This is a genomic window from Winkia neuii subsp. neuii DSM 8576 (assembly GCF_000420405.1).
In the GTDB taxonomy this organism is placed as follows: domain Bacteria; phylum Actinomycetota; class Actinomycetes; order Actinomycetales; family Actinomycetaceae; genus Winkia; species Winkia neuii.
This window is the reverse complement of the sequence record NZ_ATUW01000001.1, coordinates 63,219-79,030: the sequence shown is the minus strand read 5'-3', so window position 1 is coordinate 79,030 and position 15,812 is coordinate 63,219. Positions and strand designations below refer to the sequence as shown.

General features: G+C 57.7%; 12 protein-coding genes. All 12 read left to right on the top strand.

All coding sequences use genetic code 11. The features are described from left to right. The first annotated feature begins 236 nt into the window (after positions 1-236). The 12 genes from G437_RS0100340 (at position 237) to G437_RS0100285 (ending at position 15,788) form a co-directional block, all read left to right on the top strand. The gene (locus G437_RS0100340) at positions 237-2,912 is read left to right on the top strand and encodes a phage tail protein (RefSeq protein WP_024330615.1); all 2,676 of its coding nucleotides are present in this window, start codon (positions 237-239) and stop codon (positions 2,910-2,912) included. Between the two features lie 2 nt (positions 2,913-2,914). Further along, positions 2,915-3,607 carry a hypothetical protein gene (locus G437_RS0100335; RefSeq protein ID WP_024330614.1) on the top strand — a complete coding sequence of 231 codons (693 nt, stop codon included), beginning with the start codon at positions 2,915-2,917 and terminating at the stop codon, positions 3,605-3,607. Positions 3,608-3,679: 72 nt separating this feature from the next. Further along, the gene (locus tag G437_RS0100330; protein WP_024330613.1) at positions 3,680-6,511 is read left to right on the top strand and encodes a phage tail spike protein; all 2,832 of its coding nucleotides are present in this window, start codon (positions 3,680-3,682) and stop codon (positions 6,509-6,511) included. Between the two features lie 16 nt (positions 6,512-6,527). Further along, complete coding sequence (locus G437_RS0100325; RefSeq protein ID WP_024330612.1) at positions 6,528-6,950, top strand: DUF1617 family protein; 423 nt, start codon at positions 6,528-6,530, stop codon at positions 6,948-6,950. Continuing rightward, a complete protein-coding gene (locus G437_RS0100320) occupies positions 6,947-7,165 on the top strand; it encodes a hypothetical protein (RefSeq protein WP_024330611.1) in 219 nt (72 codons plus the stop codon). The genes G437_RS0100325 and G437_RS0100320 overlap by 4 nt, the downstream gene beginning before the upstream one ends. 95 nt (positions 7,166-7,260) lie before the next feature. Then, positions 7,261-7,716, top strand: coding sequence for a phage holin family protein (locus G437_RS0100315; protein WP_024330610.1), 456 nt, complete (start codon positions 7,261-7,263; stop codon positions 7,714-7,716). Between the two features lie 2 nt (positions 7,717-7,718). Continuing rightward, positions 7,719-8,558, top strand: coding sequence for an N-acetylmuramoyl-L-alanine amidase (locus tag G437_RS0100310; RefSeq protein WP_024330609.1), 840 nt, complete (start codon positions 7,719-7,721; stop codon positions 8,556-8,558). A 532-nt stretch (positions 8,559-9,090) separates the two neighbouring features. After that, positions 9,091-9,300 (top strand): hypothetical protein, encoded by a 210-nt coding sequence (locus G437_RS0100305; protein WP_024330608.1) that lies wholly within the window; start codon positions 9,091-9,093, stop codon positions 9,298-9,300. A 64-nt stretch (positions 9,301-9,364) separates the two neighbouring features. Then, positions 9,365-10,597: a recombinase family protein gene (locus tag G437_RS0100300; RefSeq protein WP_244263211.1), complete on the top strand. Its 1,233-nt coding sequence runs from the start codon at positions 9,365-9,367 to the stop codon at positions 10,595-10,597. Beyond that, on the top strand, positions 10,594-12,171 hold the full coding sequence (locus G437_RS0100295) for a recombinase family protein (RefSeq protein ID WP_024330606.1): 1,578 nt from the start codon (positions 10,594-10,596) through the stop codon (positions 12,169-12,171). Before G437_RS0100300 ends, G437_RS0100295 begins: the two co-directional genes overlap by 4 nt. Positions 12,172-12,255: 84 nt before the next feature. Then, positions 12,256-14,043, top strand: a complete 1,788-nt coding sequence (locus G437_RS0100290) for an ABC transporter ATP-binding protein (protein ID WP_024330605.1) — start codon at positions 12,256-12,258, stop codon at positions 14,041-14,043. After that, the gene (locus G437_RS0100285; protein ID WP_024330604.1) at positions 14,040-15,788 is read left to right on the top strand and encodes an ABC transporter ATP-binding protein; all 1,749 of its coding nucleotides are present in this window, start codon (positions 14,040-14,042) and stop codon (positions 15,786-15,788) included. The genes G437_RS0100290 and G437_RS0100285 overlap by 4 nt, the downstream gene beginning before the upstream one ends. Positions 15,789-15,812 lie beyond the last annotated feature (24 nt).

Here is a 15,812-nt window from a genome sequence, read left to right as displayed (position 1 = left end):
AAGGTGCCACGCTGCAAGCCCGATCGCACATATTGCGAAACCTGCTGCATTAGCGATGCCCGTGACGGGATGCACGACACCGCTCATCCACAAAACAGCGAAAACGACCGTACCGATGACGAGTAAAGCAAACAACGACCATACCCACCGGCGATTAGTTACAACATTGGCCCACACGATTCCTCCTCATCCTCTAGCCAATTTTAAGCCCCAGCAACGCGAAGGAATACAGACCTATGGCCGACTCCAGTTTTGGTTTGAAGATCGGGCTTGAGGGTGAGCGTGAGTTCAAGCGCGCGATTACGGATATTAACCGTGAGATGCGTGTTCTCGGCAGTGAGATGAAACTGGTCGCCTCGTCTTTTGATAAGAACGACAAGTCCGCCGAAGCCCTCACGGCCCGTAACCAGGTGTTGGGCAAGGAGATCGAGGCTCAAAAGTCGAAGATTGAGACCCTGCGCGCAGCACTCGAAAACAGCGCTTCCTCGTTTGGTGAGAATGATTCGCGGACGAAGAATTGGCAGATCCAGCTCAACAACGCAGGCGCGGAGCTCAACCGCCTTGAAGGCGAACTCAAAGCCAACAACGACGCCCTCTCTGATTTCGGGAACGAGGCGGACGGTGCCGGTGATGATGCGAAGGGGGCTGCGAAGGACGCAGGACGTCTTGAGGGCGCGGTCGATGATCTCGGAGACGAGATGGACACCACCAGCTCCAAAACCCGCATCTTCGGCGACGTGTTGAAAGCCAACCTCGCCTCCGAAGCCATCATCGCCGGGGTCAAGGGTATCGGGCATGCGATCGCCTCGATCGGTCGCGGCATGGCCGGAGCCCTCAAAGAGGGCGTGGAGTACAACGCCCGCATGGAGCAATACTCGACCTCCTTCACCACGATGCTCGGCGATCAAGCCAAAGCCCAAAAACTCGTCAATGATCTGAAAATACAGGCGGCAAAGACTCCGTTTGGTATGGAGGATCTTGCGGGCAACATGCAAACCCTCCTGAGCTTTGGCATGAGCTTGGAGGACGCGAAAAAGCACCTGAACGAAATCGGCGACATTAGCCAAGGTGACGCGGTGAAGATGGAGTCCTTGACACTCGCCTTCGCCCAAATGTCTTCGACCGGCAAGCTCACGGGGCAGGACTTGCTGCAGATGATCAACGCCGGATTCAACCCCTTAGAAGAAATCTCGCGTAAGACCGGCAAGTCCATCGGTGAACTGAAAGAGGATATGGCCAAGGGCGCGATCTCAGCTGACATGGTCGCTGACGCCTTCGCCAGTGCTACTGCTGAGGGCGGTCGCTTCTACGGAGCCATGGACGCCCAATCCAAGACCTTTAGCGGCCAGTTGGCGACGATGCAGGATGGGGTCGAGAACCTCAAAGGCCTCCTCGCAGGCGGATTCTCTGAGGCGTTGGCTGGGTCAGTCCTTCCCATGGTGAACGGCTGGATCGACGAACTCACGACAGCTTTTGAAGAAGGCGGAACACCCGCCCTCATCGACACCCTCGGTAGCGTATTGCAAGAAGCACTTGGTTTTATTGCTGAGCAACTACCTATGGTGGTCGAGACCGGCATGAGCATTTTGACCGCGCTCCTTGAAGGCATTATCAAGGTGTTGCCACAAGTGGCCGAGACGGCGGTGACGTTGATTATCGCTCTGGTCGAGGCAATCATCGAAGCGTTGCCGTCCCTGTTGGAGGCGGCGATACAGATCATCGCCACACTGGTCTCTGGTATCGGCGAAGCACTACCGGAACTGGTTCCTGCGGCGGTGGAGATGCTCATGGCTTTGGTACAGGGTCTGGTCGACAACCTCCCGTTGCTTCTTGATGCGGCGTTGCAGCTCATCACCGGACTTACCGAAGGCTTGATCGCTGCCATTCCCGTGATCATCGAAGCCCTCCCACAGATCATCACCGGGATTGTCACGTTCCTTGTGGGGGCGATCCCGCAGATCATCGAAGCAGGAATCCAACTTTTGACCGCGTTGATTGGGGCGCTGCCTCAGATCATCACAGCGATTGTCGCAGCCCTGCCGCAGATTATTACTGCAATCGTGGACGGCGTGGTTGGTGCTATCCCACAACTGATCCAAGCAGGCATTCAGTTGTTGACGGCTTTGATTGGGGCGTTGCCGCAAATCATTACGACTATCGTGGCCGCGCTCCCGCAGATTATCGGAGCTATTGTGTCGGCGATTGGTGGGGCGATCCCGCAACTCGTCCAAGCAGGCATCCAACTCTTGACCGCGTTGGTACGAAACCTGCCGCAGATTATTTCCACAATCGTCGCAGCAATCCCATCGATTATTTCTGGGATTGTGTCTGCTGTTGGTCAGGGCGTCTCAGCGATGGCCCAGGCGGGCAAAAACCTCGTCTACGGCCTGTGGAACGGTATCCAATCCTTAGCGGGGTGGCTGTGGAATTCGGTCTCGAACTGGGCATCAGGTATTTGGGACTCCATCACTGGCTTCTTTGGCATCCACTCACCGTCACGCAAGATGGCCTGGGCAGGACGGATGCTTGTCGAAGGCCTCGCAGGCTCCATCCGCACGGACGGCAACAAGGCTGTCACCGCAGCTTCAGGGCTCGCGCGCGACACGATAGACGCCTTCGCCGACCTTGAGGACGGGCTGGCCGTGCCGATCGAGGCGGTGGCAGACCTGCAAGTGCCGAGCGTTGACCTCACCCCACAACCCGTGACTGTATCTCAGCGAAGTACTGATGAAGCGGCAGAGCGTGTGGATGTCGCTGGGATCGTGGATGCGACTGCAAAGCGTATCCTCGGGTCTTTGGATATTTCGGTGACGTTGTCGGATGGGACGCTGGTGGGCAAACTTGCACCCGCCCTCGATAAACAACTTGCGCGCTTGGATCGTCGGCAGACTGTGATGGCAGGAGGATACTAACCATGTTCGGCTTCACCCTCAATAACCAGGTGTCTTCTGCTTCGCTGGGTCTGCGACTCACGGCAGCCGTTGCGATCCCAGCGTCGGTGCGCAGGGCTGATGATATTGAGGTCGAAGGACGCGCCGGAACCCTCACGCGCTTCACGGGCTGGGAGGATACCGAGATCGATCTTGAGCTCGCTGTTCCTGTCCGTGACGGGCTCGACCAGTATCGGCAGGCTGCTCACGAGCTGACGGGCTCTTCGACGATTGCGTTGACTGCCGAGCCTGGTGTTTACCGCAAGGTTAAGCACTGCGAAGTGAGCGAACTGCGCCGGGAGCTGTCGGGGTGGGGGTTCTTCACCGCGCGCCTGACCTGCCAGCCCTTCACTTACCTGACCGAGGGATTGAATCCGGTAACGCTCACTGCATCTGGGACGATCACGAACCCCGGCCTACTGGAAGCTGATCCGATCATCACAGTCACCGGCACCGGGGCGCTCTCGCTGACGATCAATACGAGCATTTATCACGTGAATTCGCCAGCAGGTTCCGTCACGCTCGACAGCGAACGTCTCGTCGCTCACGCCCACGGGAAAGTCCAGACCGATGCGCTCACCGACGCCTTCCCGACCTTCAAGCCTGGGATCAATCGCCTCACGCTCGGCGCGGGTATTTCGAAGATCGTGATCACGCCGAACTGGCGCAACCCCTAACACCCAACTCACTACATTCTCTGACGGCCATCCCTTCGTGGGGTGGCCACTGTTGTCTTTGGAAGGCTCCTCATGATTACGGTTCACGACCGCACCGCCACGACATTCACCACCACCGGGCTAGGAGTCTTGGATCGGGAGATCATCAATCCGATCGTGGTCGAGGAACTAGGTGGCGAATTCTCACTGACCTTCACCTACCCGGCAGACGGTCCAGCAGCCACGCACCTGACGCTTGAGAACATTGTGGCAGCGTCCGTGCCAGGGCTGAAGCAACGTCAGGGTTTCCGCATCAGCGAGGTCGTCACCACCCTCGAAGGCATGCTCGAAGTCACGGCGTTTCACGTGTTCTATGATCTGGCGGCGAACCTGGTCGCGGACACCTACGTGGTCAACAAAACCGCGAAAGGTGCGCTCACCCAGATCCTAGCGGCTGCGAACACGCCCCACAGGTTCACCGCCACCAGCTCCGACACCACGACTCGGGCGAGTGCTCGGTTGGTGCGCATGCCCATCGCCGCCGCTCTGATGGATGCGGGCGAGGACAACACGTTCGCCTCTCGTTGGGGCGGCGAAATCACCCGCAACAACTGGCACATCCACCACGCCACACGGCGTGGCCAGGATCAGGGTGTGGTGATTCGTGATCGGAAGAACCTCACCGGCTTTGAATCATCCATTGATTTTTCGACGGTGGTGACGCGGATTCTGCCAGTCGGATACGACGGCCTACTCCTGCCTGAACTGTATGTCGATAGTCCGAAGTTGGGTGATTATGTGGTGCCGCGTATCCGCGTCATCCGCTACGGACAAGTCAAAGCCATCACCGACACGGACAACCCGCGTGAGGGTGAACTCCCACTCGACCAAGCCCACTCTGAGCTGCGCCGACTAGCTGCAGCGGAATTCAGCGCAAGACATGTCGATGAGCCGTCGGGCTCGTATAAGGTGCGGTTCGTCGATCTCGCCACCACCCGTGAATACGCTGATCTTGTACGCCTGGAAACCGTCGAGATTGGCGACACCGTGACCGTCCGTCACGCTGATCTTGGGATTGCGCTCACGGCGCGGGTGGTCGCTTACGAATACAACCCGCTCGCGCTCCAGTACATCTCCGTTGAGCTGGGTTCTACTGCTCGGAAGTTCACGTCTGTCACCCGGCAGGTCAAGACCGCCATCAATATGGCGGTGGCTGCGTCGGATGCGGCCGGGTTCGCACTCGCTTCAGCGGATGGGAAGAACACCAACCACTACGGCAGCATCCAGCCCGCCAAGGCCAAGCTGGGTGACACGTGGTTCCGGCAAAATGGCGAACAGGTCGAGATCTGGATCTACCGGCTCACTGATACCGGGCAGCCCGGCTGGGTGGCACTCGCTACTGATCTGAATCATGCCCAGCTCGGTGCGGAACTCGATGCCGCCCGCACACAAGTCGGCCACGCCCTGCTTGCGGCCCAGGATGCACAAACCGCCGCCGATGCTGTCGCCACTCAGATGGCGTCGGCGCAGGTGGAGATTGACCAGGCCAAGACCGCAGCCGCTGGTGCTACCCAGTTGGCGCAGGATGCCCACGACATCGCGGTAACCTCGGATGGGCGGCTCACGGTTGCCGTTGTTGATCCTAGCGTAGCGGATGCGGCTGGCCGACCGGAGGGTGCGCTGTGGCAAGTGCGCGTAGACGGAGTGATCGCCCGCCAATATCTGCTCACCGACAACCAATGGGAACAAACACCGGTCGGTGGCGCGATGATCGGGCCGAAAGCGATTAGCCAAGCACACATCGGAAACGCCGCCATTGGCACCGCACACATCGCTGATGCCGCTATCACCGACGCGAAAATCAGTTCACTGTCGGCAGCCAAGATCACCAGCGGCTATCTCGCTGCTGGGCGGATTGCTGCCGGCTCGATCACCTCCGACAAGCTGACGATCGCGAGTGGGTTCATCACCACCGCAATGATTGCCAACGCCGCGATCACTGATGCGGAAATCGGGTCGCTGTCCGCGGCGAAGATCACCTCAGGCTATTTGGCTACTGGGCGGATTGCAGCGGGATCGATCACGAGCGACAAGTTGACGATCGCCAATGGGTTCATCACGAACGCCATGATCAAGGATGCTGCCGTCACCAACGCGAAGATCGCCTCGCTGGATGCTGGGAAGATCACCACCGGGTATCTGAACGCCGCTCGGATTGGGGCGCGGTCGATTACGGCCGACAAGCTCGCGACCAACGCCATCCAAGTAGGTCTTGCCGGGTGGACGCAATCTATCCGCATCACCCCGTATCAGATCGCTTGGTATAACGGCTCGACGTTGGAAGGAACGATTACAAGTGCTGGTATGCAGTTTTGGTACGGAACCCGCTATATCGGTGAGTTTGCTCGGCGGGCTCATAAAGATAAGCCGAATGTGCAAGGCATCGTCAACCAACTTGCTTACAAAGGCGACTACGTCGCCTGGACCTACCAAAAAAACGACGGCGGCACCTACTACACGTGTTTGACGTTGGATCCGAAGGGATTGTTTTACGGGAAAGCCGGTATTCACCTCGGCTCCGATCTGCGTACTGGTGGTTACAAGTTCTACACGACGGGCTCACGATATGTGACCTTGCAAGACTGCACGCTGACGGGCAAGGGAACGCATCCGGGGTGGGTGGGGCCAAGCGGGCTGGCGAAGATCGTCTTCCACACCTACGACGTCATGGTCGTCACCAATGGGTCGTATTACAACATGACCCGCCTATTCGACCGCACCAAAGATTTGATGTCGCGGATGAACGCGATCCTCAGCCTGCTCAATCAGGGGTGGATCACATCCATCTCCGGAACCGGATCGAACATCACGTGGCGGTACTTCTCCAACACTGGTCTGTCGGCCATGTCCACCACCCTCGCATAAGTAAAAGGAAACACTGATGAAGATCAAGATCGCCAACCAGCACCTCCAACCCGTCGCCGAGCTACTCGCTGGGATGCCGCTCAAAGCCGCTCAATCCAGGGCGCGCTCCAAACTCCTCACGCTAGTGAAGGAAGCGATTGCTCGGTTCGGGGAGGACGAATACGACCTCGTCACCCAATTCGCAACACTTGACGATCAGGGTCGCCCAGTCTTTGGTGAAGATGGCACCTTCGTCCTCGCCAATCCTGAAACAGCCAGTGAATTCCTCGATGCCCGCCAAGCCCTGTTCGCGTCGATCGCTGAAGTATCTGGCCCGACCTACGACGGCCACGACAAGGACGTGAAAACACTTCTTGATGGCTATGACGGTGAGCTGTCTGGCGAAGCGGCCGAGGCCTACGACGTTCTCTACGACGCGATCACCAAGGACAACACATGAGCGCCGAAGACGAGAACAAAGAACTCACCGAAGTTACGGCTGATGAGTCAACGCCTGACGATGAGGTGCAGTTGCCGATCGTCCCTGTGGAATCCGATGCCACACCCGCACCACCAGCAGAAACCATCGAAACCCACGAACTCCCAGCACCCAAGGCGGCGTCCTTCGACTTGAGCCTGCCGATCTTGGAGGTCTTGACTGACCCGACTATGTAAATCGCTGCGCTACACCAATTTTTGATGCCTTCACCCCAGATGGGTGTGGGCATTTTTCTATGCCCACCCACCCAAGAACGGAAGGAAACACCCCTATGTCTACGAACGCTATCTGGCACGCCATCCAAACCGGCCTCGCCGGTGTCGGTGCCTGGCTCGCCGCCTACCTCGGAGGCCTCGACGGCCTCGTCTATGCCCTGATTGTTTTCGCTATCGCCGACTACATCACCGGGGTGCTCGCCGCCATCAATGAGCGCCGCCTCAGCTCATCCGTCGGTTTTAGGGGTATCAGCCGCAAGATCCTCATCTTCACCCTCGTCGGGCTCGCCCATTTGATCGACGTCCATATTCTCGGAGCGCCCGGCGTGCTGCGTGCGGCGGTCATTTTCTTCTACCTATCCAACGAAGGCATCTCCCTAGTAGAGAACGCCACCCGCCTCGGCCTGCCTGTCCCTGCCCAGATGCGCGGCGCTTTGGATGCGATCGCTAACCGCGCCGAAACAAGACCCTCACTGACCGAAACGACCACTGAAAACACAAAGGAGAACTAGTAATGAAGAATTGGCTCGCGCTTGAGGCTGACATCGACCTCATCATGAACAAGCACTACACACCCGGACGCAACGGGCGAAAGATTGACAAGGTCATCATCCACCACAACGCCGGAAACCTCACCATCAGGGGCTGCTACGACGTGTGGCAAACACGTCCTGCTTCCGCCCACTACCAAGTTCAATCCGACGGACGTATAGGTCAGTTGGTGTGGGACCGGGATACCGCCTGGCATGCAGGAAACTTTGCCGCCAACACCACCAGTATTGGCATCGAGCATGCGGATGTGTCTTCGAACCCGTGGGCTGTATCCGAAGCCTGCCTCGACAACGGCGCACACCTCGTGGCCGCGATCTGCAAGTTCTACGGTCTTGGCCGCCCGGCGTGGGGGAAGAACGTGTTCGGACACAAGGACTTCTCTGCGACCGCCTGCCCGGCATCTCTCGCTGGCTCCCAGCATGCCGCCTACATGGCAAAAGCACAGTCTTGGTATGACCAGATGACCGGTAGCGCACCAGCACCTGCTCCTGCAGCGCCGAACATCGATGCCCTCGCCGATGCAGTGATTCGTGGCGAGTACGGCAACGGGGATGAGCGCAAGCGTCGCCTCGGAGCGAACTATGCGGCTGTTCAGGCTCGCGTGAATGAGAAGCTTTCCGGCAACGCGCCCACGCCAACACCCGCACCAGCACCAGCACCAGCACCAGCCACACCGAACATCGATGCGCTGGCTGACGCCGTGATCCGTGGCGAGTACGGCAATGGTGAGGAACGTAAACGACGTCTCGGAAACCTCTACAGCGCGGTGCAAGCGCGAGTGAACGCCAAGCTCGGCTACTAGCCACACGCGCTTCTGCGGCGTATTGAAGCCCCGTCATCACTGTGACTTCCCAATCCTCGGGGAGCCGGTGGTGGCGGGGCTTTTCGTCATTTTACGGGTGGATTTAACACATACGGGTTTGTCGGCAGTGGGGTGAAGGGAGTGACCCCACTGTGAAGAACATTGAAGAAGAACGTATCCGTAACCTGCGCACAGCAGGCTGGGGATATAAAGCGATTGCCGAGTTTTGCGCCTTGACCCGTGACCAGGTCCGTTCATACTGCACCAGCCGAAATCTCGAGGCCGGTTCAGTGGTGGCCCAGCGGGTGTGCCGCTGGTGTGCCAGCCCTATTCGGGGAGGTGCTCGTGCTCGGTTTTGCTCGCCCGCCTGCAGGCATAAAGCTTGGCGGGAACGGCAGAAAACCGAGCCCGTGCGCAAGCAGACCTGTGCACACTGCGGGCATCGCTTCGTGATCGTGGACAAGCCAGGTCAAAAGTATTGCTGTCACGCCTGTTATGTGCGTGCTCGCTTTGGCACCCGAGGTGGGCGCTCATGAACACACTCGTCGCTCCTGTTGATCAACTGGCCCAGCCTGACGTGTTCGCCCGAGAACTCGCCTTCATTACTGACGCTCACACGTTGAGCATGCTGGCAGGTCGAGGAGTGCTAACCCCCGCAGAGTATCGGCGTGTCTATCGGTTGTTGTTCCAGGCGTGGACGCCGATCTATCAGTCACAGATTGTGGGCGAAACGACTGGATAAACACCGCCTTTAGAGCGTGTATAGACCTAACACGAAAGGAGAAAACGTGGCACAGGTTAGTGTGGTGACACCGGTTCGACCGCTTGCCCCGAAACTGGTCAACGTAGCAGCATACGCTAGGGTCTCGACCAACGGTGCGGAACAATTAGCGTCATTGTCGGCGCAGGTTTCGTATTATTCGCGCCTGATCCAGTCCACGCCCGGATGGGCCTATGCGGGCGTGTTCACCGATGAGGGTATTACTGGCACTTCGATGAAATCCCGGCAAGGCCTGGCCGACCTGATGAACGCTGCCAGAGCAGGAAAGATCGATCTTGTGTTGTGTAAATCGATCTCGCGCCTGGCCCGCAACACTGTCGACCTTCTCGCTACGGTTCGTGAGCTGAAAGACCTTGGTGTGGCTGTGCGATTCGAGCGGGAACGTATCGACACCCTTAGCGTTGACGGGGAACTGCTGTTAACCTTGCTGGCCTCGTTTGCCCAAGAAGAATCACGCTCGCTATCCCAGAACGTGAAATGGGCGATCCGTAACCGGTACAAGAACGGGGGCACGAATTCCTTCGTTGTCTTTGGATACCAATGGGCAGACGGCCAGTTCACCATCATTGACGATGAAGCCAAGATTGTGCGCTTACTGTTTGCCAATTATCTCGATGGGATTAGCCCGGAGAAAACCGCGACGATGCTCAATGATCAAGGTAAACGCTCTCGGGGAGGGGGACGGTTCTATGGGTCCGTGTTTCGTCGCATGCTTGAAAACGAGCGCTACAAGGGCTGCCAGATGCTGCAGAAAATGTACCGCCCTGCGATCCAAGCACCCAACCGTGCTCTCAATGACGGGGAGCTGCCGCGATACTGGGTTGAGCAAGCCCTCCCACCCATCATCGATAAGTCTGTGTTTGACGCGGTGCAAGCAGAAATCGCTCATCGGCGCGAGATTGGTCCGGCGGCGACCCCGTCGAAGAACACGGGCGTGTTCACTGGACGGATCTGCTGCGGCGCGTGCGGGAAGAACTATCAACGCAAAACCCGCACCTACAAGTCTGGAACCTCGTATAAGTTTTGGCGCTGCTGGAGTGCCTGCACCGGGAACGGCAACCCCTGTAGGGGGCACAACCTGCGCGAAACACTCCTCGAACACGCCTGCGCAGACATGCTCGGCGCCCAAAGTTTCGACCCTGTGTCGGTTGGCGAGCAGATCGTGATGATTGAAGCCTTCTCGCACCAGCTCACATTCCACCTCGCGGATGGAACTATGACGCCGGTGGGGTTAACCAGTGAGGGGAGGCTGGCATGAGTCGCACGGTCACTGCGATACCCGCAACAAAGAAACCCGGAACTGTCACAACCCTATCTGGGGTACCGGCGCGCAGACGGGTGGCGGCGTATGCTCGCGTCTCTACCGAGATGGAAGAACAAACCTCCTCCTACGAGGCTCAAATCGACTACTACACCACCTACATTCATTCCCGTAATGATTGGCAGTTCGCGGGCCTGTACGCCGACGAAGGTATCTCTGGCACCTCTATGAAGCGCCGTGAGGGATTCCAAACCATGATCGATGACGCCCTGGCAGGCAAAATCGACCTGATCCTCACCAAGAGTGTGTCCCGGTTTGCTCGCAACACCGTCGACTCCTTGACCACCGTGCGCAAGCTCAAAGACGCAGGCGTGGAGGTCTACTTCGAAAAGGAAAATATTTACACCTTTGACGCCAAAGGCGAATTGCTCATCACGATCATGTCCAGCCTGGCCCAGGAAGAATCCCGATCTATCTCCGAAAACGTCACCTGGGGACACAGGAAACGTTTTCAAGATGGGAAAGTCATGGTGCCCTACAAATCCCTGCTCGGATACAAGAAAGGCGAGGACGGCAGTCTCGTCATCGATGAAACCCAGGCACCGACCGTGAGGCTGATCTACCAGCTCTTCCTTGACGGGATGGCTATTAGTGAGATTAAAACCGAACTCGCTGCCCGCAAGATCCTCACCCCGCGCGGGAAAGAAGTGTGGTCAACGTCGACAGTGCGCTCGATCTTGTCGAATGAAAAATACAAGGGCGATGCCCTGCTGCAAAAGACGTTTACCACCGATTTTCTTACTAAGAAGATGAAGGTCAACGAAGGTGAAGTGCCCCAATACTACGTAACAGGCAATCACGAGCCGATTATTGCTCCGCGTATCTGGGATCAGGTGCAATACGAACTCGCCACCCGACATGGCAACATATCGTCAGCGAAGGTCGGCTTGTTCTCCACCCGGCTCAAGTGTGCTCAGTGTGGGGCGTGGTATGGGCGTAAGACGTGGGCGTCGAACACGAAATATAAGTACACAGTCTGGCAATGCAACCACAAATATGCAGGCGAACGCCGTTGCAGCAGCGCGACTATGAAAAACGAAGATATCAAGAACGCTTTCGTCCAAGCACTCAACCAACTGATCGCCCGCCATCGCTACGAAAGCCAGCTACCGCAGATTCTTGACTCCATGTTTGATACGAGCCGTATGGAAGAACAAGCCGCCGCCTGCCAAACAAAAATCGTGGAACTCACTGAGCAGATTGAGGCACTGATTGGGCAGAACCAGCGCCACGCGCTCGACCAAGACGCCTACCAAAACAAGTACACAGAGCTCGATACTGCCTACCGTAAGACGCTCGCACGCAAAACAAGCCTAGAGGCAGATATTGCAGCGAACACCGCCAAGCACGCCGCCGTCACCACAGCCCTAGGCGATCTGGCGGGCGAACCTGTGAGCGATTTTCGCCCCGCCCAGTGGAGCGCACTCATCGACCACGCCATCGTAGACGAGGATACGATCCGATTCGTATTTCGCACCGGTGAACAGGTGAGCATGACCCTGCAAGGGTGATATTGTAGCGGTTGACGTGCACGGTTAGGTACACCTCCCAGAAATAAAGTAAGGTTAGACTTACCTAAGAAGGATGGTGTTTACGTGGACGATAGTGTAACAGATCAGGTTGTTGACGGTGAGTATGGGTCGGCGAAGGAAAAATCTGTCGCTGGCCAGAACGCGATCCGTCAACTATCGCAGCCAGTGAAAGGCAAACTGTTCGTCGCGCAGGTCTTAGCGTTCGCCTCCGGGGTGTTGGCCATTGCCCCGTATGTGGCTCTGGTGGAGCTTGGCAGAGAACTTATGCAAGACCAGGTGGACCCGTCGCGAGTGAACTGGATCGTCATACTCCTCGTCAGCGCATACATGACCCGGTTGACCTTATATTTTGTTGCATTGGGCGTGACGCATTTTATTGACCTGTCGTTGCGTAACCAGATGCGCCGGCAAATTGCCGCCCGAATGTCGACTGCTCCGCTGTCGTGGTTTACCCGCGAGGGTGAGGGGAAGATCCGCAAGACCATTCAGGATGATACAGCCACGGTGCACACAGTAATCGCGCACGGACCGATCGAGAAACTGAACGCGATCGTCTCCCCGCTCGCCTTGTTGATGTATGCGTTTGTGGTGGATTGGCGACTCGCGTTGCTGTCGATTGCGACGATCCCGCTCTATGTGGGCATGTATGGCATGTCGATGCGTGGGATGAATGAGAAGACCGCGCAAATGGACACCAAGCTCGCTCAGGTTTCGGCAACGATGGCCGAGTTCGTTGCCGGTATCTCAGTGGTGAAAGCGTTCGGCAAGGTCGGCCAAGCACATAAAGCCTATTTAGATGCAGCTAACGAGTTTTCTAAGTTCTACCGGGCGTGGTGTATGCCGCTGGTGTCGATGTCGGTCGCCTCATTTTCGTGGGTGTCGATCCCGGTGTTGTTGATCGTGAACCTTGGCGGTGGCGCGTTGATGATGAACGCCGGTTGGGTGAGCATCTACGAGGTGATAACGACGACGTTGATCGCCTTGGTGCTGCCGGGCGCATTGATGGCAGTCGCAACCATCGCCTGGTCGTACCAGCTCGCAGGGTCTGCGGCAGTGAGGCTGGTGAACGTCATGGAACTACCGGCATTGCCTCAGCCCGATGCGCCACAGACACCAAAGGGTCATGATATTGAGATTCGGGGTGTGTCGTATGCCTATGATGACACCCAGGCATTAGACGAGGTGAGTTTGAGCATTCCGGCAGGCACGGTGACCGCGCTGGTTGGCCCGTCGGGTGCGGGCAAGTCGACGTTGGCAAGTCTAATGGCCCGCTTCGATGACCCGGACGCTGGCATGATCACTATCGGCGGGGTTGATCTAAAGAACATTTCCCAGGATGTGTTGTATTCGACGGTTGCATTCGTCCTGCAAGATGCACAGCTTATTCGCGACACCATCCACAACAACATTTCCCTGGGCGCGCCAGACGCAACCTTGGATCAGGTGCGGCAGGCGGCGAGAGCAGCGCAGATCGATGAGTTCATCATGAGCCTGCCAGATGGTTACGACACTGTGATGGGGGAGGACACCCACGTTTCGGGCGGGCAGGCAGCCCGTATCGCGATCGCCCGGGCGCTCATGGTTGATACCCCAGTGTTGGTGCTGGATGAGGCGACGGCGATGGCGGACCCGGAATCGGAATCGAAAATCCAACAAGCTCTCTCGACTCTTGCCAAAGGCAGAACCGTGATTGTGATCGCCCACCGACTGGCCTCGATCAGGGGCGCGGATCAGATTGTCGTCATGGAACGCGGGCGCATTGCTGTGGTCGGTAAACACGACGAGCTGTTGGGTAATGCGCACTATCAGGCACTTCTTGCCCAAGGTGCATGCGAGGAGATGACACGATGAATCAACTATTGCTGCCACGCTTTAAGCGTTTGATGGAACCCGCCTCGTGGCGTGACCTCTCGGTTGGTCAAGCGTGGGGTGCGGTCTCAGGACTGTGTCACGGCTTTGCCCTGCTGATTCTGCTTCCCGCAGCAAGTGCCCTAGCGACCGGAATGCCGGTGTGGGGATTATCGTTTTCGGGCTGGCTCATCGCCTTGGCGGTGATCTCGGTAGCGGGTGTAGGCACCGAGTTTTATGGCATGCGCACCGGCTATATCGGCGCGCTCGGATTCATTCACGACGTCCACCAGGCAGTAGGTAACAAAGTAGCCCGCCTACCGTTGGGAGTGTTCGATTCGGGTAGCTCTGGTCGACTGTCGCGCATGGTCACCCAGGAAATGATGAACCTGGGCGAGTCGGCGGCGCACTTCATTTTCTCCCTCGTCCAAAAACTCTCAGCCGTGCTCGTAGTCACTGTGGGAACCTGGTTCTGGGATTGGCGGCTGGGTCTAACCTTGACGATCGCGTTCCCGATCATGCTCGCCTTCCTCCATATCTCCCGCGTGCTTCTCGATAAGGGCAAGCAAGTTTCCGAACCAGCAGAATCGGAGCTGGCGGCTCGCATGGTCGAATTCGCCACCTGCCAAGGCGCGCTGCGCTCCTGCCATGTCGCCGACGACTACCCGGCCCTTGATCGGGCATTCAAACAGGCTGACCGCAAAAGCCGCAAAGCATTGTGGATCGAAACATTAGCGAACCTGATTAATGGAATGTTCGTCCAAGCGCTTGTCGTGGTAATGATCTGGCTGACCGCCCAACTCGCCCTCGGCGGGCAAATGAATGCGCTGAACGCCGTGGTCACAATCGGCATGTGCCTGCGGTTCACCACCATGCTCCAAGACATCGGCGGCTGCATGACCGGGCTGGAAGAACGCCGCCAGCAGATGAACCACGCCGACAAGGTCATGGACGCCCCCGAACTGTCCGAACCCGATGCCTCCACACCGATAAACGCCCCTGGTGATGTTCGTTTCGAGGACGTCACCTTCAGCTACGATCCGGACACCCCGGTTCTTTGTGATATTTCCTTCCATGTCCCGCAAGGCGGCATGTGTGCCCTGGTTGGTCCATCTGGGTGCGGAAAGACGACGATCGCCCGGTTGGTTGCACGTTTCTGGGATGTGCAGTCCGGCAGCGTGCGCGTTGGCGAAGTGGACGTGCGCGAGCAAACCATCGAAGACCTGATGCGCCAGGTGTCTCTCGTCTTCCAAGACGTCTACTTATTCAACGACACTCTCGAAGCCAACATTCGCCTTGGTAACCCAGAAGCTACCGATGAAGAAATCAGGTGGGCCGCTGACCTGTCGGGGGTGACGGAAATCGTCAACCGGCTCCCAGACGGCTGGAATTCATTGGCGGGTGCTGGCGGGCGTGCACTGTCAGGTGGGGAACGCCAACGAGTGTCCATCGCTCGCGCCTTGGTGAAGAAAGCTCCGATTGTGCTGTTCGATGAGGCCACCAGCGCGTTGGACGCGGAAAATGAAGCCAACATTGTTGCGGCGATGAATGAGCTACGCAAACACTCCACACTGATTGTCATCGCCCACAAACTGGAAACCATTCGGTCAGCTGACCAAATCATTGTGCTCTCCCACGGTGGGCGTATCGCCCAGCGCGGGTGCCACGACGAGCTGGTCAACCAGCCAGGTCAATACCGCGATTTCTGGCAAGAACGCATCAACGCCGCCGGATGGCAACTCGTCTAAAACACAGCACGTATAAGCACATGA

Excerpts from the sequence above, each read along its gene's own strand:
- G437_RS0100335 (WP_024330614.1), top strand. The coding sequence starts at position 2,915 with ATGTTCGGCTTCACCCTCAATAACCAGGTGTCTTCTGCTTCGCTGGGT.
- G437_RS0100295 (WP_024330606.1), top strand. The coding sequence starts at position 10,594 with ATGAGTCGCACGGTCACTGCGATACCCGCAACAAAGAAACCCGGAACT.
- G437_RS0100325 (WP_024330612.1), top strand. The coding sequence starts at position 6,528 with ATGAAGATCAAGATCGCCAACCAGCACCTCCAACCCGTCGCCGAGCTA.
- G437_RS0100315 (WP_024330610.1), top strand. The coding sequence starts at position 7,261 with ATGTCTACGAACGCTATCTGGCACGCCATCCAAACCGGCCTCGCCGGT.
- G437_RS0100330 (WP_024330613.1), top strand. The coding sequence starts at position 3,680 with ATGATTACGGTTCACGACCGCACCGCCACGACATTCACCACCACCGGG.
- G437_RS0100285 (WP_024330604.1), top strand. The coding sequence starts at position 14,040 with ATGAATCAACTATTGCTGCCACGCTTTAAGCGTTTGATGGAACCCGCC.
- G437_RS0100320 (WP_024330611.1), top strand. The coding sequence starts at position 6,947 with ATGAGCGCCGAAGACGAGAACAAAGAACTCACCGAAGTTACGGCTGAT.
- G437_RS0100340 (WP_024330615.1), top strand. The coding sequence starts at position 237 with ATGGCCGACTCCAGTTTTGGTTTGAAGATCGGGCTTGAGGGTGAGCGT.
- G437_RS0100310 (WP_024330609.1), top strand. The coding sequence starts at position 7,719 with ATGAAGAATTGGCTCGCGCTTGAGGCTGACATCGACCTCATCATGAAC.
- G437_RS0100305 (WP_024330608.1), top strand. The coding sequence starts at position 9,091 with ATGAACACACTCGTCGCTCCTGTTGATCAACTGGCCCAGCCTGACGTG.